We start from the raw sequence: 22,740 nt of genomic DNA on the forward strand, positions 1-22,740 counted from the left end.
ACTCAGATCTCCTTGCGCTGCTTGGGCGCAGCAGTCAACTGGGACTGGAACTCGTACTCGATCCGATGGCGGATGGCGCGCAGCGCGTCGCTGTCGGGCAGCAGCTGGAGGTCCTTGCTGTAGTTGTTGGCATCCAGGGTTTCCACCATCTCGCGGACACCCGGGCCGGTACTGAACTGACGCATCTGCAGCGGGATCGCGTCGATGCCGTGCACCAGATACAGGCGCCCCGGGAAGCGGGCCACCGCATCCCAGACCGCCTTGCAGTCGGCATCGTCCAACGCGACCTTGCCGTCGCCGTCGGCGCTGCCCTCCTTGAGCACCTCCACCCACTCGTCGGCGTCCACCGCGTGCAGGTTGTCGGGGGTGTCGGTAGCGGCTTGCCGGGTGCGCACGATCTTCCACGGCTGGCCGGCCAGCGCCACGCCCTGTGGGCCGGGAATATCCTGCAGACGGAAGGCGAAGGTCGGCATCACCTCGGGCGATTCGCTGCGCGGCATGGTCGGCAGCGGGTAGGTCAGGTTGGTCGGGCCGACGAACGACTTGCTGCCGGCATGGACGGTGATGGTGCCCGGACAGGTGACCGTCAGGTTGCCGCCTTCCAACGTGATGCTTGCCCCCCCGGCGGTGGCCACGTGCAGCGTGGTCGGCGCTGCCAGTTCGACGGCGGCGGACGCGCTGGCCATGCGCAGGCCGGCCCGCGACTGCACCAGGATCTGGTTGTCCTGGGCCTGCACGACCAGCTCGCCCAGGCCACTGACCACGCTGAGGCTGTTGCCGGTTGGCGTGCCCATCGTGGCGGCCAGCGCGCCGAGCGCCTGGCCGCCGTGCAGGCGGGCGCTGCCCTGCACGATGCCTTCGGAGGCCAGTCCGCTGGCCAGGGTAAGCACCTCGCCAACCGCCCACTGCAGGCTCTGCCCGGCGACCTGGGCGATGCCGGCGCTGGCCGACAGGCCCAGCGTGGGCTCGCCGGTGTGTGGCAGGCGGCCGGGGCCGGCATCGCTGGCGAACGCCGGCGCATCGGTGCGGCCGGTGTCGAAAGCGTCGCCGCCGACGGTGGTGCGGGTGCTGCGCAGGAGCTGCGCCAGCGGCGCGGGTTCGTCGCCCTGCCCCGCCACGCCGGCATGGCTGGCCAGCACCACGCTGCGATGTGTCCTGGCGGCCTGGTCCTGTGCCTTGCCAAGGTCACGCAGCTGGGTCAGCAGGGCGGCCTGCGCCGCCGCTTCGCCGGCCGGTGCCTGCGCCGAACGCGACTGGGCGGTGAACCACAGACCGGCGCGCGCGCGCACCGCGCCCCACGCATCGGTACGCAGTTCGTTGCCTTCGCCACGCAGGCTGCCGCGGAAGTTGTCCGCCTGGTGGATCAGATGGCCGAGGTTGAGCTGGGAGCTGGCGTGGGTGGTGGCCAGTTGCAGCCGCAGCTGGCCATCGCTGTCGTCGAATACCAGTCGCGAATGGCCTTCGCCATGCCACTCGCGCGACTGGATGCCCCACAGCGCGGCGGCGTTGCGGTGCGCGTCGTCCCCCTTGCCCATCGCATGCCAGGCCGGCGCGTGGCCACCGGCCAGGTTGCCCTGCGCGCTGGGACGGGTGTCGCCTGCCTGCGCATAGGCCGCAAGATCGGAGGACGCCGAAGCGCCGGCCGGGGTCGGGGCAACGCCGGCTTCGCCGCGGCCGTTGTAGAGCGCACCGACCACCAGCGGCCGGTCGATGTCACCTTCGAGGAAGGCCACCAGCACCTCCTGCCCCACGCGTGGCAGGAACTGGCTGCCCACGCCCGGGCCGGCGTAGCGCTGCGCCACGCGCAGCCAGGCACTGCCGTCGTCGCCGCTGCCCGGGGACTGGAAATGGAAGCGCACTTTGATCCGGCCGAGCGTGTCGCAGGACACCTCGCCGGTGTCGCTGCCATCGGCCGCGATCACGCGCGCGGTCTGGTAACCCGGCGCGATGGGACGGGGATTCAGGCGCAGACCGGTGCCATCCTCGCGCGCCGGGCGCCACGGCTGGCCACGATCCACGCCGTCGAACGCATTGGCGTAGCCGAGCGATTCGGCGCGGGCCTGGAGGCGGGCAAAGCGCTCTGCATCGGTGCCGCTCGACGCCGGCATCGGCTCACCCAGGCGCTGCTGCAGTGCCTCGCGCGTGGCGGTGGGAAAATTGTTGCTGCCCTGATGCAGCACGCGGGTCACCAGCACGGACGGGGTACCGCCACGGTCGGCCATCGGCCACTGGCGCACGCCGAACCACGTCCCCGTGCGCAGGCTGGGCGCGGTGCTGCTGCCCAGCCAGGACGCCCCACGCGATTCGTGCGCCTGCGCGGCGAGGCGGCTGTAGTGCTCGGCCGCGGCGCGGCCGGCGAAGGCGTAGGCGCCCACCGGGGCATAGTCTTCCAGTGCGGTGCCGTCCTGCTGCGCCGCCAGCACCGGGGTCTGCCCCTGGCGGGCCTGGCGCGACACGTAGTCGTCGCTGGCCAGCACCAGCCGGGTCACCCCGACACGCTGGGTACGGCCCAATGCCAGCACGCTGTCGGTGGCCTCGGTGGCATCACTGCGGTGGAAGCGCAGCCCACCGTCACGTTCGGCAGTGGCGTCCTGCGCCTGCGCGCCGCTGTCGGCGAACACCACCAGCGCGTGGCCGGCCGGAGCACCTTCGTCCTCCTCGATGCGCCAGCCCAGCCCTTCCTCGGCCAGCAGGCGCTGCATGAAGTCCAGGTCCGACTCGCGGTACTGCACGCAGTAGCTGCGCGCCGGCACTGCCGCCAGGAAGTCCCCCACTTCATCGCTGACCCGCCAGGCGGCATGCGCGCTGTACGGCTCGAACACGCTCTGCAGGATCTCCAGTACCGTGCGTTCCTGGAACACCCGGCTGTGCCGCCCCTGGCCCATCGCCCAGGTCCAAGGCACCAGACACAGGCGATACCGGGCCAGGCCACCATCGGCGGCAATGCAGGCCGCTTCGCGGACCACGCCGCTGCGCACCGCGTCGTGGCCACCGGTCTGCCGCGAGCGCAGCGTGGCCGTTGTGCCCAGCCAGCCATCCAGATCCAGATCGGCATCGGTGGCGAGGACATCGACCCACCATTCGAAGCCGTCCGACAACTGCTCGTGACCCCACCAGCGCTCCACCAGCAGCGGCGCGCCGGCGGCCAGCGCCAGGCGATGCGGACGGCTTTCCCCGTCCATTCCTGCCACGCCCGTCAGCGCGGAAAACACTGCGACTGCATCCTGCATCGTACCCGTCCATTCGCGGCCATCCGGCCGACTCATTGGTCCCGAAACCAACGTGCACCACGGCGGTCCGGTTCGTGGACTGCCATCGTGCACCTCCATGTCCTGCGAACAGCGTCGCACCCGGGATGGCCCACGCACCCCCTGTGCGATGAGCGCATCCGGCGACCGGTCTGCCCGGCGCAAGAATATCGCAGATGGCCGCCCCGCACGGGTTCCGGTGAAACCCTTAGTGCAATTCTTACGCCAAAGTCAGAAATCCCTGACGCGAATCCGCCTCACGCGCGGGGCTGTGCTGGTCATTTCCTGACCACCCGGCCACATGCCCTGCGGCACAAGGCGCTTGCCATGCTATCCACAGGTTGATCGCCTCCAGGTCCACATCCTGTGTGGACAACCGGCGACGCGACCGGCGGTTTTTTCACCACCGCTGTTTCCGCCTGCCCGCACAAGGGCTGCCAATGGATATCCACAGCTTTGCCAACGAGACCTCCACACCCGATGTGGACAACCGGCGGCGCTGGCAGGCACCCGGAGCGCGCGCTACTCTGTAGCCCCTTTCCCTGCCCGCGGCCCGGTCCCTGGATCGAGGGCCGCCAGACGCAATGACCGCACTGTCCCAACGCGATTTCACCCTGGCCCCGGAGAACAACGAGCAGCTCGCGAACCTGGCCGGCCCCTTCGATGAACACCTGCGCCAGATCGAGCTCAAGCTCGGGGTGGAGATCGCCAACCGGGGGCATGTGTTCCGCGTCACCGGCCCGAAGGCCGTCGTCGAGGAGGCGCAGACGCTCATCGAGGCGCTGTTTGCCGAAGCGGCCGAGGTCAGCTTCGATGCGCATGCCATCCACCTGCGCCTGAACCGGGCCAACGTGGAGCACGTGGTGGAGCGCGCGTACGAGGCCCAGGACGTGGCGATCAAGGTCAAGCGCGGCACCGTGCGCGGGCGGGGCGCCAACCAGGCGCGCTACCTGCACCAGATCACCACCCACGACATCAATTTCGGGATCGGCCCGGCCGGCACCGGCAAGACCTTCCTGGCCGTGGCCAGTGCGGTGGAGGCGCTCAACGAATCGCGCGTGCAGCGGTTGATCCTGGTGCGCCCGGCGGTCGAGGCCGGCGAGAAGCTGGGCTTCCTGCCCGGCGACCTCAGCCAGAAGGTCGACCCCTATCTGCGCCCGCTGTACGACGCCCTGTACGAAATGCTCGGCGTGGAAAAGGTGCTCAAGCTGCTGGAAAAGAACATCATCGAAATCGCGCCGCTGGCCTACATGCGCGGACGCACGCTCAACGACGCATTCGTGATCCTGGATGAAGCACAGAACACCACCGTGGAGCAGATGAAGATGTTCCTGACCCGGCTGGGCTTCGGCTCCACTGCGGTGGTCACCGGCGACCTTACCCAGACCGACCTGCCCAAGCACGTGAAGTCCGGTCTGCGCGACGCGATCGAGGTGCTGCGCGACGTGGAAGGGGTGAGCTTCACCTTCTTCGAGGCGCGTGACGTGGTGCGCCATCCGCTGGTGGCGCGCATCGTCAGCGCCTATGATCGCCGCGACCTGCAGCAGGTGAAACCGGGCGCGGAGTAGCCGCAGACCCGCTCTATCGCCACGCGCACAGGGAGTGCCATGCCTGATCCACGGAAGAGGCTCGTCTTCGTTCTGCTGTCGCTTGCGGCAGTAGCCACGGCAGCCGCCGAAGCGCCGGCGGCACCGCAGGCATACGTCGACACCCGCTATGTCGTTGCCCCGCACGCGGCCGGCGGCTTCACCCTGGAACGCAGCAGCTACGATCCCGACAAGCGGTTGGCCGGTGCCAGCTTCCTGTATCGGCTGAAGGAACAGCCGGACGTGGTGGTCAACGTGTACGTGTATGCCGCCGGGCGGATGGCGCCCGACGATGCACTCGCCGGCCGTGCCGCGCGCGCGCTGGTGCCGGCGATGCAGGTGGTCAACGTCGGCGGCTGCGCCAACGCGACCATCAACCTCGACGTCAACGCGACACCGGCGCAGTCCGCTGCCGAACTGAGCCGCCAGGTGATGGCGCACAAGGGGTACAGCTGCCACCTCTCGGCCGATGCGGCCGGCATCGCCGAACACACCGTCGGGGCCGATGTCATTCCGATCCACTACCAGGCACCGGACTGGACGTCGCAGTGACGGCCCGCACGCGCGATACTGTCGGTTCCTGACTGTTCTGAAATGCCGGTATCGCCATGACCAAGGGTCCTGTCCGCCTCGATGTCGCCGTGAGCTACGCCCTGCCCCGTGCCGGGTTGCCCTCGGCGGTGAGCTTCCGCAAATGGGTGGCCGCCGCGCTGAAGGGCCGCATCCGTGAAGCCGACCTGGCCATCCGCCTGGTCGATGCCAAGGAGGGCCAGTCGCTGAACCGGCACTACCGTGGCAAGGATTACGCCACCAACGTCTTGAGCTTCCCCGCCGACGTGCCCGAGGGCCTTCCCAAGGGGGTCAAGTTCCCGCTGCTGGGCGACCTGGTGGTGTGCGCGCCGGTGGTGGCCCGCGAGGCCGTGGAACAGGGCAAGGCGCTGAACGCGCATTACGCGCACCTGACCGTGCACGGTGTGCTGCACCTGCTGGGCTGGGACCACGAAGACGACAAGGAAGCCGATGCGATGGAGCAACTGGAACGCGAGATCCTGGCTGAACTCGGCATCGCCGACCCCTACGCCGGCGAGCGCTGAGCCATGCGCGACGAACCGTTGTTCGACCGCCGCCCCGCGCGTTGGCCGGCGGCGCTGTTCGTGCTGGCGCTGCTGGGGTGCGCGCTGGTTTTCCTGATGGCGCCGTCGAGCCTGGGCGGGGTGCGTTTCGGTATCTGCGCGGTGCTGGCCGTGCTGGCGGTCGCCCTGCTGGCGCCGGCCCGTCGTGGCTGGCGGGCCGCCTGGGCGCGGTTGAGCGCCACCACGCAGCGACGCGTCCGCCTCGCCATCGCCCTGACCTGCGCCACCAGCCTGGCGGCCAGCCAGGTGGTCGGATTCGTGCTGCCCCGGTATCTGGCGGGTCCGTCCGAGCCGACCCACAGCCCGGGCGGCGTCAGTGCGCTGATGGTGCTCGGCCTGCTCGCCGTACTGACCGCACCTTCGGCATGGCGCACGGTGTACCGGGCGCTGCATCGTGGCCGTCCGACGCCGGAGCAGCAGCCGTTCTTCCGCGCCAGTGCCGTCCAGTTGGGTGGCCTGTTCGGCCTGGCTGTGCTGTGCGTGCGCCTGCTGCCGCCGGCGGCCGTGCAGCTGGAACAGGGCGGTTCAACGCTGTGGCAGATCGCGGCAGGCGCGCTGAACGTGCAGGCCTGGCTGTCACACTGGACGCTGCTGTTCCTGCTGCTGACCGCGATCGGCTGGGCGCTGGGCCGCTGGCGGCGCGCCCCTGCGCCGACGGCGGGAATGCCATGATCGGCGCCTGTCGCCGTTGTCGTTTGTGATGGAAGCCTCGTGATGCCCCACCTTTCCACCGCGCTGGCCGGCCTGATGGGCCTGCTGCCGCTGGCCGCCGACGGCGCCACCCCCACGCTGGACCTGCCGGCCCTGATCGAATGCCGCCAGAGCGTGGCCGACTACGCCGCCGTGGCCCCGGTGGTCGCCGACCCGCTCAAGGCGGTGGCCAGCGGCCTGCAGCCACTGCCGCAGACCAACCAGTTCATGACCGAGTTCCGCCTGGCCGCCCCGCTGACGGTGTTCGGCCAGCGCACCGAGTACGTCGCCGTGGCCGGTGCGAGCATCATGGCGATCCTGGACCTGCCCGACCCTCGCCCCCTGGCCGGCAGCTTGGCGCTGGAGACCGCGGTCGACAGCCCGGACAAGTTCATGGCCGGCCGCGAGCTGGTGAGTCGCGATGTGACCGACCCCAGGACCGGCGAGGCACAGATCGAGTCGGTGATCCTGAGTCTGTCCACGGTCAAGAGCCACCCGGGCAAGACCCTTGCCGGCTGCACCTACAGTCTGGATCTGCCGCCGGAGGAGGAGGCGCCGGAACCGCCACCCGCCCTGCCCGTCCCGTCGGTGAATGCGGCCCCTGCCGGGGGGCGCTGACAGCGCCGCGCATCCTGCTAGACTAAATCCAACGCCCGGCTCGCCGGGTGCCTTTTTTCCAGAGATGTCTGAAGACGACAGTAGCAGCTCCTCCGTGGAGCACATTGAGAAGAAGCGCAGCTGGCTGGAACGCCTGACCTCTGCCTTCTCCGGCGAACCCCACACCCGCGACGAGCTGGTGGCGGTCCTGCACACCGCACAGGAAGACGGCCTGATCGCCGCCGACACGCTGCGCATGATGGAAGGTGCGATCTCGGTGGCCGAGCTCACCGTCGGCGACGTGATGATTTCGCGTTCGCAGATGGTGTCCCTGCCGGTCGAAGCGCCCTTCCTGGACCTGATGAAGCAGGTGGTCGAATCCGGCCATTCGCGCTTCCCCGTCCACGGCGACAACAAGGACGACATCCTCGGCATCCTGCTGGCCAAGGACCTGCTGCGCGGCGTGGTGGCCGACAACGGGCCGGCCAACATCCGGGAGCTGCTGCGCCCGGCAGTGCTGATCCCCGAGGCCAAGAAGCTCAACGTGCTGCTGAAAGAGTTCCGGCTCTCGCGCAACCACATGGCCATCGTGGTCGACGAGTACGGCGGTGTCGCCGGGCTGGTCACCATCGAGGACGTACTGGAGCAGATCGTCGGCGAGATCGACGACGAGCATGACGAGGCCGAGGACCACACCGCGCAGATCGCGATCCAGGCCGACGGCCAGTACGTGGTCGACGCGCTGACCCCGATCGAGGATTTCAACGAGCGTTTCGGCGCCGCCTTCCCCGACGATGACTACGACACGATCGGCGGCCTGGTGACCGAAGCCATCGGCCACCTGCCTGAAACCGGCGACGAACTGACCCTGGACCGCTTCGTGTTCCGGGTGGCGCGTGCCGATGCGCGCCGGGTGCAGGCCTTCCACGTGACCGTGCTGGCCCCCGACGTACAGGACGAGGATTGACCCACGCCATGCGGCCCCTGCTGATGCGGTGGCCGTTGTGCCGCCTGTTGTTCCTGTCGTGGGTACTTGCCCTGGCCAGCCTGCCGTCGATGGCGCTGGCCCAGGAGGCCCCTGCCCCGCCGCCGGCGCCTGTCGCCGCTGACCCTGCCACGCCCGCACCGCGCATCGGCGTGGTGACCATGCAGCCGGGCGAGATCTTCTTCGAGCGCTTCGGCCACGATGCGCTGGTGGTGGTGGACCCGGTGACCGGCGCGGCCACTTCCTACAATTTCGGCTACTTCGATCCGTCCGAACCGGACTTCATCGGCCGCTTCGTGCGCGGCGAGATGATGTACTACCTGGTGGCGCTGCCGCTGGAGCAGGACCTGTCCTATTACCGCGACAGCGGCCGCGGCGCGAGCATCCAGTGGCTGGACCTAAACCCGCAGCAGGCGCGCGCACTGGCCGCTTCGCTGGCCGAGCGCGCCAAGCCGGAAAATGCGCGTTACCACTACGACTACTACACCGCCAACTGCGCCACGATGGTGCGCGACGCGGTTGACCAGGCCCTCGGCGGCGGACTGCATTCACAGCTGTCCGGGCGCTCGCGCGGCAACACCTACCGCAGCGAATCGGTGCGGCTGGCCTCGCCGTCGCCCTGGATGTGGCTGGGCTTCGATATCGGTCTGGGACCGTTCGCCGATGCGCCGCTGTCGCGCTGGCAGGAAGCGTTCGTGCCGATGCGCCTGGCCGATGCGCTCCGCCAGGCGCGCAACAGCGACGGTCGCCCGCTGGTGCAGGCCGAGCAGGTGCTGCTGCCGCACCGGATCGCACCGGAGCCGGCCGAATCGGCACGCCGCTGGTGGCCCTGGCTGCTGTGTGGGCTGATTGCCGCCGCGGGCGTGGTGGCGCTGCGTGCGCGGCGGCGCTGGCTGGGCGGCATCGCGCTGCCGTTCTGGCTGTTCTGCGGCATTGCCGGTGCGCTGCTGACCTACCTGTGGGGCTTCAGTGCCCACCAGGCTGCGTGGGCCAACCGCAACCTGCTGCAGCTCTCGCCGCTGTGCCTGCTGCTGCTGCCCGGCGCCATCAGCCTGCTGCGCGGCCGCCAGCCGTGGCGCGGCTTCCGCGCCGTGCTGTGGGCGGTGGCCCTGCTGTCCGGGCTGGGCCTGGTCCTGCACTGGCTGACCCTGCAGGCGCAGTACAACCTGCAGTGGATCGTGCTGCTGCTGCCGATCCACATCGCCCTGGCCTGGGCACTGGGCCGCCGTGACTTGCCCGTCACGACCCGCTGACGCACGATGCCCGCCATGCAGACCGTCCCGATCGCCAATCCCGCCTGCGTCATCAACTGCGTGCACTACGACGACCAGGGCAAGCGCCTCGACATCAGCCTGGATGCGATCAGCGACGTGATCGAAAGCGGCAACGGCTTCGTCTGGGTGGGCCTGTACGAGCCTGACGACCGCGTGCTGCTGAAGCTGCAGGAAGAGTTCTGCCTGCACTCGCTGGCCATCGAGGATGCGCGCAACGCGCACCAGCGTCCGAAGGTGGAGGCGTACGGCAATTCGCTGTTCGTGGTGGTCACCACCGCGCAGATGGTCGACGAGCGCATCGAATACGGTGAGACCCATGCCTTCCTCGGCCCGCGCTTCCTGGTCACGGTGCGCCACGGCGCGTCGCTGTCCTACGCCGCGCCGCGCGCGCGGGTGGAACGTGAGCCGGAGCTGCTGCGCCGAATGGGGCCCTCGTACTGCCTGTATGCGGTGCTGGATTTCGTGGTCGACAACTACCTGCCGATCACCCAGCGCTACCGCGACACGCTGGAGCTGCTGGAGAAGGACATCTTCGCCGACCGCTACAAGCGCCAGACCGTGGTGCGGCTGTACGAACTCAAGCGTGACCTCAACAAGATGCGCATGGCCGTGGCCCCGCTGCAGGACATGCTCTCGCAGATCAAGCGCTACCAGGGCGAACTGGTGCCGGACGAGGTCAAGCTGTACCTGCGCGACGTGCACGATCATGCCGTGCGCATCAGCGATGTGATCGACACCCTGCGCGAGATGCTGGGCACCGCGTTGAGCGTGAACCTGTCGCTGGTGACCCTGGCCCAGGGCGAGACGGTCAAGCGCCTGGGCGCGTGGGCCGCACTCCTCGCGGCCCCGACCTTGATCACGAGCTGGTACGGCATGAACTTCACCCACATGCCCGAACTGGACAAGCCGTGGGCCTACCCGGCGATGATCATCGGCGTGGGCGCGGTCTGCGTGGGCCTGTACCGCCTGTTCAAGCGCGTACGCTGGCTGTAGTGTCGGCCGCTGGCCGGCTCCCGCAGATGCCGGCCACGCCCGTTCCAGTATTTGCGGGCCGCCACCTCGCCCCGCGTCGTCAGGCGACGTAGACCGTTTTGATGTTCATGAACTCGTGGATGCCGTGGTCGGCCAGCTCGCGGCCGAAGCCGGAGCGCTTGGTGCCGCCGAACGGCAGGCGTGCGTCGCTCTTGACGATGGCGTTGACGAATGCGGCGCCGCATTCCAGGCGCTTGGCGATCGCTTCGCCACGCACCGGATCGCCACTCCACACACTGCCGCCAAGACCGAAGGTGGTGTCATTGGCCACGCGCAGCGCGTCGGCATCATCGCGCACGCGCAGGATCGCGGCGACCGGTCCGAACAGCTCTTCGTCATAGGCCGGCATGCCGGGTGCCACATGGTCGAGAATGGTTGCCGGGTAACCGGCATGCGAACCGGCCACCGGCTCGCCGCCAAGCAGCACGGTGGCGCCCTTGGCCACGCTGGCCTGCACCTGCCTGTGCAGCTCATCGCGCAGGTCGGCACGCGCCATCGGCGCCAGCGTGGTCCTGTCGTCCTGCGGGTCGCCGTAGACGCGCTCGGCGGCCGCCGCGACGAACTTCGCCACAAAGGCATCGGCGATCGCATCGACCACCACGAAACGCTTGGCGGCGATGCAGGTCTGCCCGCTGTTGTCGAACCGCGACTTCACCGCGGCGGCGACGGTCTTGTCCAGGTCGGCGTCGTCGAGCACCACGAATGCGTCGCTGCCCCCCAGCTCCATGACGCACTTCTTGAGCTGGTCGCCGGCATTGGCGGCGATCGAGCGCCCCGCGCGCTCACTGCCGGTCAGCGTGACCGCCTTGACCCGCCTGTCGCGCAGCACCTCGGCCGCCTGGTCGTTGTCGATATGCAGCACATCGAACACACCGTCCGGCAGGCCACCATCGCGGCAGACCGCCAGGATCAGATCGGCGCACTGCGGCACGTTGCTGGCGTGCTTGAGCAGCGCCACGTTGCCGGCCATGAATGCCGGGGCGAGGAAGCGGAACACCTGCCAGATCGGAAAATTCCACGGCATCACCGCGAACACGCAGCCGATCGGCTCGTAGCGCACGTAGCTGCGCTGGGCCTCGGTGTCGATCAACTGCGGCTTGAGGTAATCGGCGGCGTGGTCGGCGTAGTACTCGCAGGCCTGCGCGCACTTCTCGATTTCGGCCAGCGCCTCGCCCTTGAGCTTGCCCATTTCGCCGGTCATTGCCTGCTGGATGTCATCCCTGCGGGCGCGCAGCTGCGCGGCGATGCCGCGCAGGATGCCACCACGCTCCTGCAGCGAGCGCGCCGTCCACAGCGGGAAGGCAGTTGCCGCTGCCGCCAGACGCTGTTCGATCCCGACGGCATCAAGCAGTTCGTGACGGTACGTGACCTGGCCGGTCGCGGGATTGACGATTTCAACGGTCATCGTGGTACTCCGGAAGACAGACCGTCATTCTGCGCCCGGAGGTGTGATCCGGATGTTGCCGCGGCTGGCGGGCGCCGGGCTCGGGGTGCGTCATGGCGTCGCAGGAGCCAGAGCCACAGCGCGGGCAGTCGCTTCGTCGGGGCGGGCATGGTGGGGTGCGTTGCCGGGCGCCGGCGTGGCTGGGTTGGCAGGACCGTTGCCTCACCCCTTGTCCTGCAGCGCCATCTGCAGATCGCGCTGGCGGCGCTTCTCGCCGCGCGCGGTGATGTACCAGCCGATCACGGCGGCGACCGACACCGCCAGCACCATCAGGGTGGCCAGCGCGTTGATCTCCGGCTTGATGCCCATGCGCACCGAGGCGAACACCTTCATCGGCAATGTCGTGGAGTTCGGGCCTGCCACGAAGCTGGCGATCACCACGTCGTCCAGCGACAGCGTGAAGGCCAGCAGCCAGCCGGCCACCAGCGCCGGTGCGATGATCGGCAGGGTGATCTGGAAGAACACCTTCAGGCGCCCTGCCCCAAGGTCCATCGCCGCTTCTTCCAGCGAACGGTCCAGTTCCTGCAGGCGCGAGGACACCACCACCGTTACGAACGACAGGGTGAAGGTGACATGCGCGATCCAGATCGTGACCACGCCGCGGCTCGGGAAACCGGGAATGCCGCCCATCGACACCAGCAGGGTCATCAGCGAGAACCCGAGGATCACTTCCGGCATCACCAGCGGCGCGGTGATCAGCGCCCCGAACACCGTCTTGCCCGGGAACTGCCGGAAACGGGTCATCACCATTGCCGCCATCGTGCCCAGCACCGTCGCAGCCGTGGCGGTCCAGAACGCCACTTCCAGGCTGATCCACAACGCATCCAGGATCTGCCGGTTGTTGAACAGCTCACCGTACCAGCGGGTGGAGAACCCCGACCACACCGTGGCCAGCTTGGAGGCGTTGAAGGAATACACCATCAACAGCAGGATCGGCAGGTACAGGAAGGCAAAGCCCAGCCCCAGCACGCCCCAGCCCAGCCAGCGGTTGCCGCGCACCATGCTCATGACAGCTTCCCTTCCAGCTCGCGCTGCTGGAAGCGGTTGAAGACCAGGATCGGCACCAGCAGCAGCGCCAGCATCACGATCGCCACCGCCGAGGCGGTGGGCCAGTCGCGGTTGTTGAAGAACTCGCCCCACAGCACCCGGCCGATCATCAGCGTGTCCGGCCCACCGAGCATTTCGGGAATCACGAATTCGCCCACCGCCGGGATCATCACCAGCATGCAGCCGGCGACGATGCCGCTGCGCGACAGCGGCAGGGTGATGCTCAGGAACGCCCGCCACGGCTTGGCGCCGAGGTCATAGGCGGCCTCCAGCAGACGATGGTCGAGCTTGACCAGATTGGCGTACAGCGGCAGCACCATGAACGGCAGGTAGCAGTACACGATGCCGATGTACGCGGCGGTCGGGGTGTACAGGATCTGCAGCGGCGCATCGATCAGGCCCAGCTTCATCAACCACTGGTTGAGCAGGCCGTTGCGGTCCAGGATGCCGATCCACGCGTACACGCGGATCAGGAACGAGGTCCACGACGGCAGCACCACCAGCATCATGGCCACGTTGCGCGCGGCCGGCGACATCCGCGAAATCACGTAGGCCATCGGATAACCGATCAGCAGCGTGAGCAGTGTGGAGACCAGCGCAATCCTGATCGAACTCAGGTAGGCCAGCACGTACTGGTTGTCCTTGACCAGCGCGGCGTAGTTGCCGAGGTTGAGATTGAGCGAGAACGCGCCGTCCACATACTCCAGCAGCCACGTGTACGGCGGCGAGCCGACCTGGGTGCGCGCGAACGAGATCATCAGGATGATCACGAATGGCACCGCGAAAAACAGCAGCAGCCACAGGTACGGCGCAGCGATCACGCCACTGCGCGTGCCGGGGAGCCAACGCTTCCAGCCCGTGGCGTTCATGCGGTGAGCACCACGCCGTCGTTGTCGCGCCAATGCACCCACACGCTGTCGCCCCAGGTCAGCCCGTCGCTGGCCCAGCGCTGCGAGTTGGCGAAGTTGGACAGCACCTTGGCGCCGCTGGGCAGGCGCACGTGGTACACCGAATGGCTGCCGAAATAGGCGATGTCCTCGATCACGCCCTGGGCCTTGTTGGTGGCGCCCTCGGGCTCGTCCTTGCCGATCATCACCTTCTCCGGACGCAGCGCGAAGGCGACCGGCTGGCCTTCGTAACCGGTGATCCCGTGGGCGACATAGATCGGCGCCGGGAACAGCGGGGTGCGCACCGTGACGTACTCGGGCAGGTCCTCGTCGATGACGCCGTCGAACAGGTTCACCGACCCGATGAACTCGGCGACGAAGCGGTTGGCGGGCTGCTCGTAGATCTCGTCCGGTTTGCCGACCTGCTGGATCCAGCCAGCGTCCATCACCGCAATGCGGGTGGCCATCGTCATGGCCTCTTCCTGGTCGTGGGTGACCATCACGCAGGTCACCCCCGAGGTCTCGATGATGTTGACCAGCTCCAGCTGCATCTGCGAACGCAGCTTCTTGTCCAGCGCCCCCATCGGCTCGTCCAGCAGCAGCAGCTTGGGCCCCTTGGCCAGCGATCGCGCCAGCGCCACGCGCTGCTGCTGGCCACCGGAGAGCTGGTGCGGCCTGCGCTTGGCCAGCCTGCCCATCTGCACCAGCTCCAGCATCTCGCCCACGCGCGTACGGATCGCATCGCGCGCCATTCCGTCCTGCTTCAGGCCAAACGCGATGTTCTGCTCCACGGTCATGTGCGGAAACAGCGCGTAGGACTGGAACATCATGTTGATCGGGCGCTGGTACGGCGGCAGCGCATTGATGCGCTGGCCATCCAGGTCGATGCTGCCGGCGGTGGGCGTCTCGAAGCCCCCCAGGCAGCGCAGCAGGGTCGACTTGCCGCTGCCCGAGCCACCCAGCAGGGCGAAGATCTCGCCCTTCCTCACGTCCAGACTGACGTCGTCAAGCGCGACGAAGCCGTCGAACTCCTTGCGCAGCGCGCGGATGGACAGATAGCCCGGTTCGAGGACCGGCACGACCTCGCCTTCCGGCTTGGCTTCTAGTGGCATGGGGAGCGGCTCCGGGCGCGCGTCGGGACGGGGGGAGGATCCCATTTTAACGGTCGCGGCCGCGTCATGGGCCGCAACCGACACCGCCGGCACAGGGCCGGCGGTTGAAGGGGTGTACCAGACGGGGGCGGTTCAGCGCCCGGTCTTGACCTCGGTCCACAGCCGCGTGTAGAGCTTGTCCACTTCCGGGGTGTTGATCGAGTAGGTGAACATTCTGGCGGCCACGTCGGCCGGCGGGTAGATGGTCGGGTCGTTGCGGATGGCCGCGTCCACCAGCGGCGTGGCCGCCGTCACCGGGTTGGCGTAGTGGATGAAGTTGGTGTTGGCCGCGGCGACCTTGGGTTCGAGCAGGTAGTTGATGAAGGCGTAGGCGGCCTCCGGGTGCTTGGCGTCCTTGGGAATGGCCAGCATGTCGAACCACTGCGGCGCGCCCTCGCGCGGGATCGAATAGGCCACGGTGACGCCGTTGTCGGCCTCGGCGGCACGGTCACGGGCCTGGATGATGTCACCGGACCAGCCGACCACCAGGCAGGTACCGCCGTTGGCCAGCGAGCCCACGTACTGCGAGGAGTGGAAGTTCTGCACGTACGGGCGGATGCTCTTGAGCAGCGCGGCCGCCTTCTGCAGGGTGGCCGGGTCGTTGCTGTGCGGATCCTCGCCGAGATAATGCAGCGCGATCGGGATCATGTCCGACGGGGTGTCCAGAATGGTCACGCCGCAGTCCTTCATCTTGGCGATGTTCTCCGGCTTGAACACCAGATCCCAGCTGTTGGCGATCTCGGTGCTGCCCCCGAAACGCTGCTTGAGCAGCTCCACGTTGTAGCCGATCCCGGTGGTGCCGATCATGTAGGGCACGCCGTACTGGTTGCCCGGGTCCTGCTGGGCGATGCGCTTCATCATCTCCGGGTCGAGGTTGCCCAGGTTCGGAATCCTGCTCTTGTCCAGTGGCAGGAACACACCGGCCTTGATCTGGCGCCCGAAGAAGTTCAGCGTCGGCACCACCACGTCGTAGCCGCTGTCACCGGCCAGCAGCTTGGTCTCGACCATCTCATCGCTGTCGAACACATCGTACGTCACCTTGATCCCGGTCTTCTTCTCAAAGTCCGGAATGGTGTTCTCGGCGATGTAATCGCTGTAGTTGTAGACGTTCAGCACCTTGGCGTCTTCCTGTTTGCCGCCGCCACAGGCGCTGAGCAGGGACACGGCAATGCCGAGGGTGAGGATTCGCAGCTTCATCGGACTCTCCACAGGTCAGGTGCGAGATGGGGGAACCGGCCGGACCGGCAAGACGGGTGCCAGCCTACCGGGCGCGCGCCCATTTTCCCAGCACGCGGCCCTCACGGCCTTGCCGCACCGGGTGCGTCACGGCCTTCAGACGTTGAGCAGCAGGAACTCGCGCTCCCACGAGCTGATGACGCGGAAGAAGGTCTCGTACTCCTTGCGCTTGACCGAGACATAGGCCCGGCAGAAGCGCTCGCCAAGCATGTCGCGCAGTTCCGGGCAGCCCTCCAGCCCGTCCAGCGCCTCGCCCAGCGAGCGCGGCAGGTCGTAGCCCAGCTCCTTGGCGCTGCCGCCGATCGGCGCGGTCGGCGAGCCCTGCTCACGGATGCCGAGCAGGCCGGCCGCCAGCGTCGCGGCCATCGCCAGGTACGGGTTGGCGTCCGACCCGGCGAAGCGGCTCTCCACGCGCATGTTCTCCGGGGTGTCCATCGGCACGCGCAGCCCGCAGGTGCGGTTGTCAAAGCCCCAATGCACGTTGCTCGGCGACACCTCGCCGAACACCAGCCGACGGTACGAGTTCACGTTGGGGGCGAAGAACGCCATCGCCATCGGCACGTACTTCTGCAGGCCCGCCAGGTAGTGGCCGAAGATCGGACTGAAGTCCTCACCGCCGTTGTCGCCGCTGAAGACATTGTGGCCGTCGCTGATCCGTATCAGGCTCTGGTGGATGTGCATGGCACTGCCCGGCTCGGTCTCCATCGGCTTGGCCAAGAAGGTGGCGTACACCCCGTGGCGCATCGCCGCCTCGCGCATGGTGCGCTTGAACAGGAATACCTGGTCGGCCAGGTCCATCGCATCGGCATGGGTGAAATTGACCTCCAGCTGCGCCGCACCGGATTCATGGATCAGCGTGTCCACGTCCAGCTTCATCGCATCGCAGTAGTCGTACATCAGGTCCAGGATGGGATCGAACTCGTTGACCGCATCGATGGAATAGGACTGGCGTGCGGTCTCCGGGCGCCCCGAGCGCCCGGCGGGCGGCAGCAGCGGGAAGTCCGGGTCGGTGTTCTTCTGCACCAGGAAGAACTCCAGCTCCGGTGCCACTACCGGGCGCAGGCCCAGTGCGGTGTAGCCGTCCAGCACCCGCCGCAGCACGTTGCGCGGGGCCAGTTCGTGCGGTTGGCCGGTCTTGGTGTAGCAGTCGTGGATCACCTGCGCGGTGGGATCGGTGGCCCACGGCACCATGCGGACCGTGTCCGGGTCCGGGCGCAGGATCATGTCCGAATCCGACGGCGAGGTCAGTTCGTAGTAGTCGTCGGGGAACTCGCCGGTCACGGTGGTGGCGAAGATGCCCTCGGGCAGGCGCGTGCCGTAGTCGTGGGAGAACTTGTCAGCCGGGATGATCTTGCCGCGCGCATTGCCGGTGATGTCCGGCACCAGGCACTCCACTTCGGTGATGCGCCGGTCCTTGAGCCAGCGCAACAGCACGCTCTCCTGCGGGACGGGCGGCGTGGCGGATTTCTTGCGCGAGCGCGTTCGGGTGGTCATGACCGGTCTGCTGTAGAGGAGTAGCGGCGACAAGCATCGCCGAAGGCACGGAAAATACTGTGATAGAACGCATCGCTGGCGACACGCCATTCCGGGTGCCACTGTACGCCGAGGACGAAATGATGCGTGGGACTGCGCGCGGCTTCGACCAGCCCGTCCGGCGCCCGCGCCTCGACCTGCAGCCCCGGCGCGAGCCGCGCGATGCCCTGCCCGTGCACCGAGTTGACCCTCGCCGTCTCCGCACCCGCCCAGCCGGCCAGCCAACCGCCCGGTGTGAGCACGACAGCGTGGGCCGGCCCGTACTGCACGTCGACCGTGGCAGCGGGGTCTTCACGATGGTCGAGCATGCCCGGCACCCGCTGCAGCCGTGGGTGCAGGCTGCCCCCCAGCGCGACATTGAGCTCCTGGAAGCCGCGGCAGATCGCCAGCACCGGCAGGTCACGCGCCAGCGCCGCCTGCAGCAGCGCGAACGCGTTGGCATCGCGCGCCGGGTCGTGCGGGTTGCCAGGCCAGGACGGTGGGCCATCGTAGTGACGGGGGTCGATGTTGCTGACCGCGCCGGTCAGCAGCAGCCCCTGCAGGCGGTCCAGCCAGGGGCTGGCCGGCAAGGCGGGGTGCAGGCTGGGCAGCAGCACCGGCACCACGCCAGCCGCCTGGACCAGCGCCTGCACATACTTTTCGCCCGCCATCGCAAACCGGTGATGGCCCAGCTGCAGGCTGTCGGTGGGCAGGCCGACCCAGGGTGACGGGTCCATGCATCGTGCTCGGATGACCTGGCTGCACGGTACGCCGACGCGCGCGGGCCACGCAAGCGCGACCTCCACGATGCGTTGCCGGCGTTGCTGGCATGCTGTGCGCATGACTGACGCCCCCTCCCTTCCCTGCCGGTGCCGCGCATGAGCAGCACCGCCGTCGCGCATGCGCCGAGCTGGTACGCCGACAGCGTGCCGGACGTGGCCGTGCATGCGCCGCTGCATGGCGACCATGTCGCCGACGTCTGCGTGCTGGGTGCCGGCTACACCGGCCTGTCCGCCGCGCTCGCGCTGGCCGGGCGCGGCTATCGGGTGATCGTGCTCGAAGCGCAGCGCGTCGGCTGGGGCGCGTCCGGACGCAATGGTGGCCAGGCCATCGTCGGCTATGGCTGTGAAGTGGACACCTTGGAACGCCTGGTCGGCCCGGCCGATGCCCGCCTGCTGTTCGATTTTTCGCGCGACGGCATGCGCCTGCTGCGCGATCGACTCCAGCGCCACCAGATCCAGTGCGACTGGCGGGACGGCCATGCCAGCGTGCCGATCAACGCCCGCCAGGAACGCGGGCTGCGCGCGGGCCTGGTCGCACTGGCCGAACGCTACGATTATCCGCTGCAGTGGTGGGACCGCAGCCAGCTCCAGCAGCAGCTGGACAGTCCGCGCTATCGCGGGGCGATGTTCGATGCTGCCAGCGGCCACCTGCATCCGCTGGCCTATGCGCAGGGCCTGGCACGCGCGGCGGCATGCGCCGGCGCGGTCATCCACGAGCACTCGCCGGTGCTGCGGCTGGAACGGGGCACGCGCCCGCGGCTGCGCACTGCCGCCGGCAGCGTCAGCGCCAGCCATGTGGTGATCGCCGGCAACGCCCTGCTGCAGGGCATCGCGCCGGCGCAGGAAGCACGGATCATGCCGGTGGGCACCTATATCGGTGCCTCGCAGGTACTGGGGAAGGCCCGCGCGCAGGCCCTGATCCGCAACGACATGGCGGTGGCCGACGTGAGCTGGGCGCTGGATTACTTCCGTCTCAGCCACGACCACCGGCTGCTGTTCGGCGGCCGGGCCAGCTACTCGGCGCTGCCGCCGCCGGGCCTGCGCGGCGTGATGACGCGGCGCATGCACCAGGTGTTTCCGCAGCTGGCCGATGTGGAAATGGACTATGTCTGGGGCGGCCTGGTGGATATCACCCGCAACCGCGCGCCCGACTGGGGGCGCCTGGACCCCACGGTGTATTACGCGCAGGGCTTCTCCGGCCACGGCGTGGCGGCCGCGGGGCTGGCCGGCGTGATATTGGCCGAGGCCATCGCGGGGCAGTCGGAACGGCTGGACGTGTTTGCCCGTATCCCGCACCGCCGCTTCCCGGGTGGGCGTGCGCTGCGCACCCCGCTGCTGGTGGCGGCGATGTCCTGGTACAAGCTGCGCGACGCGTTGTGGTGATCGGAGGTGATCGCGCGCAGTTTCCCGTCGCGATTGCAACCGCTGGAAACTGCCGATACTGTCCCGTTCTCCGGGAATGCCGTCTGGATGGATTCTCCGCCGCGACGGAAGACCGGCCTCATACGACACGCCGGGGCGTCGCACGATGGGACTGGTGGAGAAACGGACGTCAACTGAACCTGCGCATTCGGCCCGCTGGCCTCGCTCTGGCCGCGGTATATGCCCTCGCCTGCCGGAGCGCACGTCATCGGCCTATATACCCACGTGCGCTGCGGCAACCCGCAGAGAAAATAGAGACGCAAATCACACTCAAGGCCGAATGCTGCGCCGCGTCTGCTGAAACCCACGGTCACCGCAATCCGGCAACTGTCCTGCGCAATTGCATAATCCTTCCCGTGTGGATACCGTCCACTCATAGTGTATTGCGCCGCATGGATGTTGACGGGGCACGGACAGGAGGGAAGGCGTGCGAGGCGAATGGTGGAAAGATGGTCTTCAGCTGAAGCTGCACATCCGCCCGGTCGGACTTGCTCTCGCAGTTGTGTATGCCTTTGCATGCTGGGGCGCGCGCAAGCTGTCCCTCGACCAGTTCTACCTGCCTGCGGGCATACGGGTGGCCGCGCTGCTGCTCTGCCCGCCACGCCTTTGGCCTTACCTGTTCCTCGGCGAATACGCCTACTTTGCCCAGATGCGTTACCCGATGGTGGAAAAGTACGGGCTGATCTGGGTGATACTCGCTTCCGTCTCCCTGATGCCCACAGTGGCACTGATCGTACGACTGCATCGCCGCATGATGGCCGCCACCACCCAGGTCTGGCTGCTCTCGGTTGGCGCGGCATCGGCCGTCGCCGTTACATCGTTGAACCTGGCGCTGATGCACCTGCTCTGGCCGACACCGGATGTGCCGCTGCTGGCCGGCGCAGCGCGCTACATCGTGGGAGACTTCATCGGCATCCTGACGGTGGTCCCGCTTGCCCTGCTCTGGGCATTGAGACGCGCGGAGCCCGCACGGACGGGCCGTTTCCTGACGCCGAGCATCATTGCGGTGGCGGTAATGATCCTGATCGGCATCTCCTCGTCGCTGATTCCAGCAGAATCGGCGACCGCCAAGACCGGCATGCAGCTGTTGTTGGCACTACCGGCCATAGCACTTACCTGCCTGCTTGGGTGGCGTGGAGCGGCGCTGGCCGTTCCATCACTCAATCTCATCATCGGGCTGACGACACCCAAGCCGCATCCTTTGGCGTTTGATCCGACGACCTTCACGTCGCAGATGGTCCTGGCTGTGGCCGGCATCGCCCTTCTTCTGTTCGGGTCGCGCATCACGCACTACTATCATCGCTACCGGATCCATGAAGACGGGGCGGGAAAGGCCATAAAGCTGGCCCGCAATTCACATATCGCGACCGAGAATGGCCTGCGCGAACGTGCGCTTCACCTGAAGAAGCTCGGCGACGGCATTGATGTGTCGCTCAAAGAAGTGGTGAACTGGCTGAAACTGCACGGCCACAATGAAATAGCAGGCAGGCTGTTGAACACGGCAACAGTACATTCACGACTGTTCCGTGCGCAGGCAAGCATGGTCTATCCCACCACACTGGATCAGCTGGGCCTGTACGTCGCGCTGCAGGCCGGCGGCGTGCGTGAATCCTGGGATCTGAGCAATCGGGTGACCCGGCCTCGCCTGGAAGGCGACCCGTGCCTCCTGAGCACCGGGCTGCAACTGGCCGCCTATCGGGGAACCACTGAAGCGGTTTCCATGCTGCTCGAGCACGAGTACGGACAGATAACGGTCCGGGCCCGCTGCGGGCGCTTCGGGCCCCGGCGGGGAATCCTCGTTGTCGTCGCACTGCTCGATCCGGCACACACGCTGTCTGAAACAACCGTTACCAGGGTCGATGAGCATCTGGCCGGCCTGCCGCTTGCCTACGGCGGCCTTGTGCAGTGCCGCCGCAATCGGATCAGGATCGTGCTGACGGAGCCATCGACGCGCACACCCGCCAGAGCGGCAGACCTCCCCCAGCAGCACTGGGTTCGGGAGAGTCTCCGGTCTGGTCAATAGGAAGACCGGTTCCCGGTGTGCGGGAACGGATGCTGCCGCGTATCACGCGGCAGCGCGTCATGGCCACATGCGCCCCGGAACGCTATGGCTGCTGGTCTGCGACCTCTACCGACCAGACGGCATCGGCGCCATGACCGTAACGAACCAGCGTAAAGCCGGCTCCCCGATAAACCTCGGACCTGGCTGCGTTCGCCGGAGTCTGGACCCGTTGCAGTGGCAACGACACACGGGCCGGGCTTTCGCCAGCGGGCAGCGTCCAGAACGCGTCATCCGCACGTCCAATGATCAACTGCACCCGTCCAACGAGATCGTTGACCTGGAAGTACGAGATGCCATCACGCTGGAACCCGTACACCCGCCACTCCGGGTCGAGACTCAGGTTGACGGCAACTGGATGCGTCTGGCCCAGCCCACTTCTTGCCAGGGGAGCCCCGTGACCATCAGACTGAGCCAACGCCAACGCCGGAACCACCGCCAGAATCACGCTGGCCACGGCACTACCTATACGTAGAAAAGGCACGTCCACCTCCTGATTGGGGCCAATGAAAACATCGCTTGGCATATTACCTGCGCATCGTCCCGATATCGAACCGGAATGGCGCAATTGTCCTGCTGGCCCTGCCTGCCGGCGGACCGATGGTCATCATGCTCCTGGTCCCGCCTTGCGTCGCGCCTAAAGTTTCATATGAAA

The 22,740-nt window shown here is 67.7% G+C and carries 19 protein-coding genes; 10 read left to right on the top strand and 9 right to left on the bottom strand.

The window, feature by feature from the left end; genetic code table 11:
• Nucleotides 1–2: 2 nt before the first annotated feature.
• Nucleotides 3–3,230, bottom strand: coding sequence for a type VI secretion system Vgr family protein (locus GDJ08_RS04860; RefSeq protein WP_229296442.1), 3,228 nt, complete (start codon nucleotides 3,228–3,230; stop codon nucleotides 3–5).
• A 602-nt stretch (nucleotides 3,231–3,832) separates the two neighbouring features.
• On the opposite strand from GDJ08_RS04860, the gene GDJ08_RS04865 reads away from it, so the two are divergent.
• The 8 genes from GDJ08_RS04865 to GDJ08_RS04900 all read left to right on the top strand — a co-directional run bounded on the left by GDJ08_RS04865 (nucleotide 3,833) and on the right by GDJ08_RS04900 (nucleotide 10,506).
• Nucleotides 3,833–4,816, top strand: coding sequence for a PhoH family protein (locus tag GDJ08_RS04865; RefSeq protein WP_153164385.1), 984 nt, complete (start codon nucleotides 3,833–3,835; stop codon nucleotides 4,814–4,816).
• 39 nt (nucleotides 4,817–4,855) lie between these two features.
• The gene (locus tag GDJ08_RS04870; protein WP_165699758.1) at nucleotides 4,856–5,386 is read left to right on the top strand and encodes a hypothetical protein; all 531 of its coding nucleotides are present in this window, start codon (nucleotides 4,856–4,858) and stop codon (nucleotides 5,384–5,386) included.
• 56 nt (nucleotides 5,387–5,442) lie between these two features.
• The gene (ybeY, locus tag GDJ08_RS04875) at nucleotides 5,443–5,928 is read left to right on the top strand and encodes an rRNA maturation RNase YbeY (RefSeq protein WP_017357081.1); all 486 of its coding nucleotides are present in this window, start codon (nucleotides 5,443–5,445) and stop codon (nucleotides 5,926–5,928) included.
• A 3-nt stretch (nucleotides 5,929–5,931) separates the two neighbouring features.
• Nucleotides 5,932–6,639, top strand: coding sequence for a hypothetical protein (locus tag GDJ08_RS04880; protein ID WP_136004175.1), 708 nt, complete (start codon nucleotides 5,932–5,934; stop codon nucleotides 6,637–6,639).
• A gap of 75 nt (nucleotides 6,640–6,714) precedes the next feature.
• Complete coding sequence (locus GDJ08_RS04885) at nucleotides 6,715–7,275, top strand: hypothetical protein (RefSeq protein WP_051008651.1); 561 nt, start codon at nucleotides 6,715–6,717, stop codon at nucleotides 7,273–7,275.
• Nucleotides 7,276–7,339: 64 nt separating this feature from the next.
• Nucleotides 7,340–8,221, top strand: coding sequence for a CorC family transporter (locus GDJ08_RS04890; RefSeq protein WP_017357078.1), 882 nt, complete (start codon nucleotides 7,340–7,342; stop codon nucleotides 8,219–8,221).
• Nucleotides 8,222–8,229: 8 nt separating this feature from the next.
• On the top strand, nucleotides 8,230–9,492 hold the full coding sequence (locus GDJ08_RS04895) for a lipoprotein N-acyltransferase Lnb domain-containing protein (RefSeq protein ID WP_153164386.1): 1,263 nt from the start codon (nucleotides 8,230–8,232) through the stop codon (nucleotides 9,490–9,492).
• A 15-nt stretch (nucleotides 9,493–9,507) separates the two neighbouring features.
• The gene (locus GDJ08_RS04900) at nucleotides 9,508–10,506 is read left to right on the top strand and encodes a magnesium and cobalt transport protein CorA (protein WP_153164387.1); all 999 of its coding nucleotides are present in this window, start codon (nucleotides 9,508–9,510) and stop codon (nucleotides 10,504–10,506) included.
• A 79-nt stretch (nucleotides 10,507–10,585) separates the two neighbouring features.
• On the opposite strand, the gene GDJ08_RS04905 is transcribed toward GDJ08_RS04900, so the two are convergent.
• The 7 genes from GDJ08_RS04905 to GDJ08_RS04935 form a co-directional block, all read right to left on the bottom strand.
• Complete coding sequence (locus GDJ08_RS04905) at nucleotides 10,586–11,950, bottom strand: NAD-dependent succinate-semialdehyde dehydrogenase (protein WP_153164388.1); 1,365 nt, start codon at nucleotides 11,948–11,950, stop codon at nucleotides 10,586–10,588.
• A 201-nt stretch (nucleotides 11,951–12,151) separates the two neighbouring features.
• Nucleotides 12,152–12,997, bottom strand: a complete 846-nt coding sequence (locus tag GDJ08_RS04910; RefSeq protein WP_017357074.1) for an ABC transporter permease subunit — start codon at nucleotides 12,995–12,997, stop codon at nucleotides 12,152–12,154.
• Nucleotides 12,994–13,905: an ABC transporter permease subunit gene (locus GDJ08_RS04915; protein WP_136004177.1), complete on the bottom strand. Its 912-nt coding sequence runs from the start codon at nucleotides 13,903–13,905 to the stop codon at nucleotides 12,994–12,996. Before GDJ08_RS04915 ends, GDJ08_RS04910 begins: the two co-directional genes overlap by 4 nt.
• Nucleotides 13,902–15,035 carry an ABC transporter ATP-binding protein gene (locus GDJ08_RS04920; protein WP_153164389.1) on the bottom strand — a complete coding sequence of 378 codons (1,134 nt, stop codon included), beginning with the start codon at nucleotides 15,033–15,035 and terminating at the stop codon, nucleotides 13,902–13,904. Before GDJ08_RS04920 ends, GDJ08_RS04915 begins: the two co-directional genes overlap by 4 nt.
• A 132-nt stretch (nucleotides 15,036–15,167) precedes the next feature.
• Nucleotides 15,168–16,271 (bottom strand): polyamine ABC transporter substrate-binding protein, encoded by a 1,104-nt coding sequence (locus GDJ08_RS04925; protein ID WP_136004178.1) that lies wholly within the window; start codon nucleotides 16,269–16,271, stop codon nucleotides 15,168–15,170.
• Between the two features lie 135 nt (nucleotides 16,272–16,406).
• On the bottom strand, nucleotides 16,407–17,804 hold the full coding sequence (locus GDJ08_RS04930; protein WP_017357070.1) for a glutamine synthetase family protein: 1,398 nt from the start codon (nucleotides 17,802–17,804) through the stop codon (nucleotides 16,407–16,409).
• On the bottom strand, nucleotides 17,801–18,559 hold the full coding sequence (locus GDJ08_RS04935) for a gamma-glutamyl-gamma-aminobutyrate hydrolase family protein (RefSeq protein ID WP_153164390.1): 759 nt from the start codon (nucleotides 18,557–18,559) through the stop codon (nucleotides 17,801–17,803). Before GDJ08_RS04935 ends, GDJ08_RS04930 begins: the two co-directional genes overlap by 4 nt.
• Nucleotides 18,560–18,700: 141 nt before the next feature.
• Between GDJ08_RS04935 and GDJ08_RS04940 the strand changes: the two genes are divergently transcribed.
• Together GDJ08_RS04940 and GDJ08_RS04945 are read left to right on the top strand one after the other, a co-directional pair.
• Nucleotides 18,701–19,987, top strand: a complete 1,287-nt coding sequence (locus GDJ08_RS04940) for an NAD(P)/FAD-dependent oxidoreductase (RefSeq protein ID WP_153164391.1) — start codon at nucleotides 18,701–18,703, stop codon at nucleotides 19,985–19,987.
• A gap of 466 nt (nucleotides 19,988–20,453) precedes the next feature.
• Nucleotides 20,454–22,049 (top strand): MASE1 domain-containing protein, encoded by a 1,596-nt coding sequence (locus tag GDJ08_RS04945; protein ID WP_153164392.1) that lies wholly within the window; start codon nucleotides 20,454–20,456, stop codon nucleotides 22,047–22,049.
• An 82-nt stretch (nucleotides 22,050–22,131) separates the two neighbouring features.
• Here the strand turns inward: GDJ08_RS04945 and GDJ08_RS04950 are convergent, their stop codons facing one another.
• Nucleotides 22,132–22,542: a hypothetical protein gene (locus tag GDJ08_RS04950; protein ID WP_037591605.1), complete on the bottom strand. Its 411-nt coding sequence runs from the start codon at nucleotides 22,540–22,542 to the stop codon at nucleotides 22,132–22,134.
• Nucleotides 22,543–22,740 lie beyond the last annotated feature (198 nt).

It is taken from the genome of Stenotrophomonas nematodicola, assembly GCF_009467805.1.
Taxonomy (GTDB): Bacteria; Pseudomonadota; Gammaproteobacteria; order Xanthomonadales; family Xanthomonadaceae; genus Stenotrophomonas; species Stenotrophomonas nematodicola.

Excerpts from the sequence above, each read along its gene's own strand:
- GDJ08_RS04860 (WP_229296442.1), bottom strand. The coding sequence starts at position 3,230 with ATGCAGGATGCAGTCGCAGTGTTTTCCGCGCTGACGGGCGTGGCAGGA.
- GDJ08_RS04865 (WP_153164385.1), top strand. The coding sequence starts at position 3,833 with ATGACCGCACTGTCCCAACGCGATTTCACCCTGGCCCCGGAGAACAAC.
- GDJ08_RS04870 (WP_165699758.1), top strand. The coding sequence starts at position 4,856 with ATGCCTGATCCACGGAAGAGGCTCGTCTTCGTTCTGCTGTCGCTTGCG.
- ybeY (WP_017357081.1), top strand. The coding sequence starts at position 5,443 with ATGACCAAGGGTCCTGTCCGCCTCGATGTCGCCGTGAGCTACGCCCTG.
- GDJ08_RS04880 (WP_136004175.1), top strand. The coding sequence starts at position 5,932 with ATGCGCGACGAACCGTTGTTCGACCGCCGCCCCGCGCGTTGGCCGGCG.
- GDJ08_RS04885 (WP_051008651.1), top strand. The coding sequence starts at position 6,715 with ATGGGCCTGCTGCCGCTGGCCGCCGACGGCGCCACCCCCACGCTGGAC.
- GDJ08_RS04890 (WP_017357078.1), top strand. The coding sequence starts at position 7,340 with ATGTCTGAAGACGACAGTAGCAGCTCCTCCGTGGAGCACATTGAGAAG.
- GDJ08_RS04895 (WP_153164386.1), top strand. The coding sequence starts at position 8,230 with ATGCGGCCCCTGCTGATGCGGTGGCCGTTGTGCCGCCTGTTGTTCCTG.
- GDJ08_RS04900 (WP_153164387.1), top strand. The coding sequence starts at position 9,508 with ATGCAGACCGTCCCGATCGCCAATCCCGCCTGCGTCATCAACTGCGTG.
- GDJ08_RS04905 (WP_153164388.1), bottom strand. The coding sequence starts at position 11,950 with ATGACCGTTGAAATCGTCAATCCCGCGACCGGCCAGGTCACGTACCGT.
- GDJ08_RS04910 (WP_017357074.1), bottom strand. The coding sequence starts at position 12,997 with ATGAGCATGGTGCGCGGCAACCGCTGGCTGGGCTGGGGCGTGCTGGGG.
- GDJ08_RS04915 (WP_136004177.1), bottom strand. The coding sequence starts at position 13,905 with ATGAACGCCACGGGCTGGAAGCGTTGGCTCCCCGGCACGCGCAGTGGC.
- GDJ08_RS04920 (WP_153164389.1), bottom strand. The coding sequence starts at position 15,035 with ATGCCACTAGAAGCCAAGCCGGAAGGCGAGGTCGTGCCGGTCCTCGAA.
- GDJ08_RS04925 (WP_136004178.1), bottom strand. The coding sequence starts at position 16,271 with ATGAAGCTGCGAATCCTCACCCTCGGCATTGCCGTGTCCCTGCTCAGC.
- GDJ08_RS04930 (WP_017357070.1), bottom strand. The coding sequence starts at position 17,804 with ATGACCACCCGAACGCGCTCGCGCAAGAAATCCGCCACGCCGCCCGTC.
- GDJ08_RS04935 (WP_153164390.1), bottom strand. The coding sequence starts at position 18,559 with ATGGACCCGTCACCCTGGGTCGGCCTGCCCACCGACAGCCTGCAGCTG.
- GDJ08_RS04940 (WP_153164391.1), top strand. The coding sequence starts at position 18,701 with ATGAGCAGCACCGCCGTCGCGCATGCGCCGAGCTGGTACGCCGACAGC.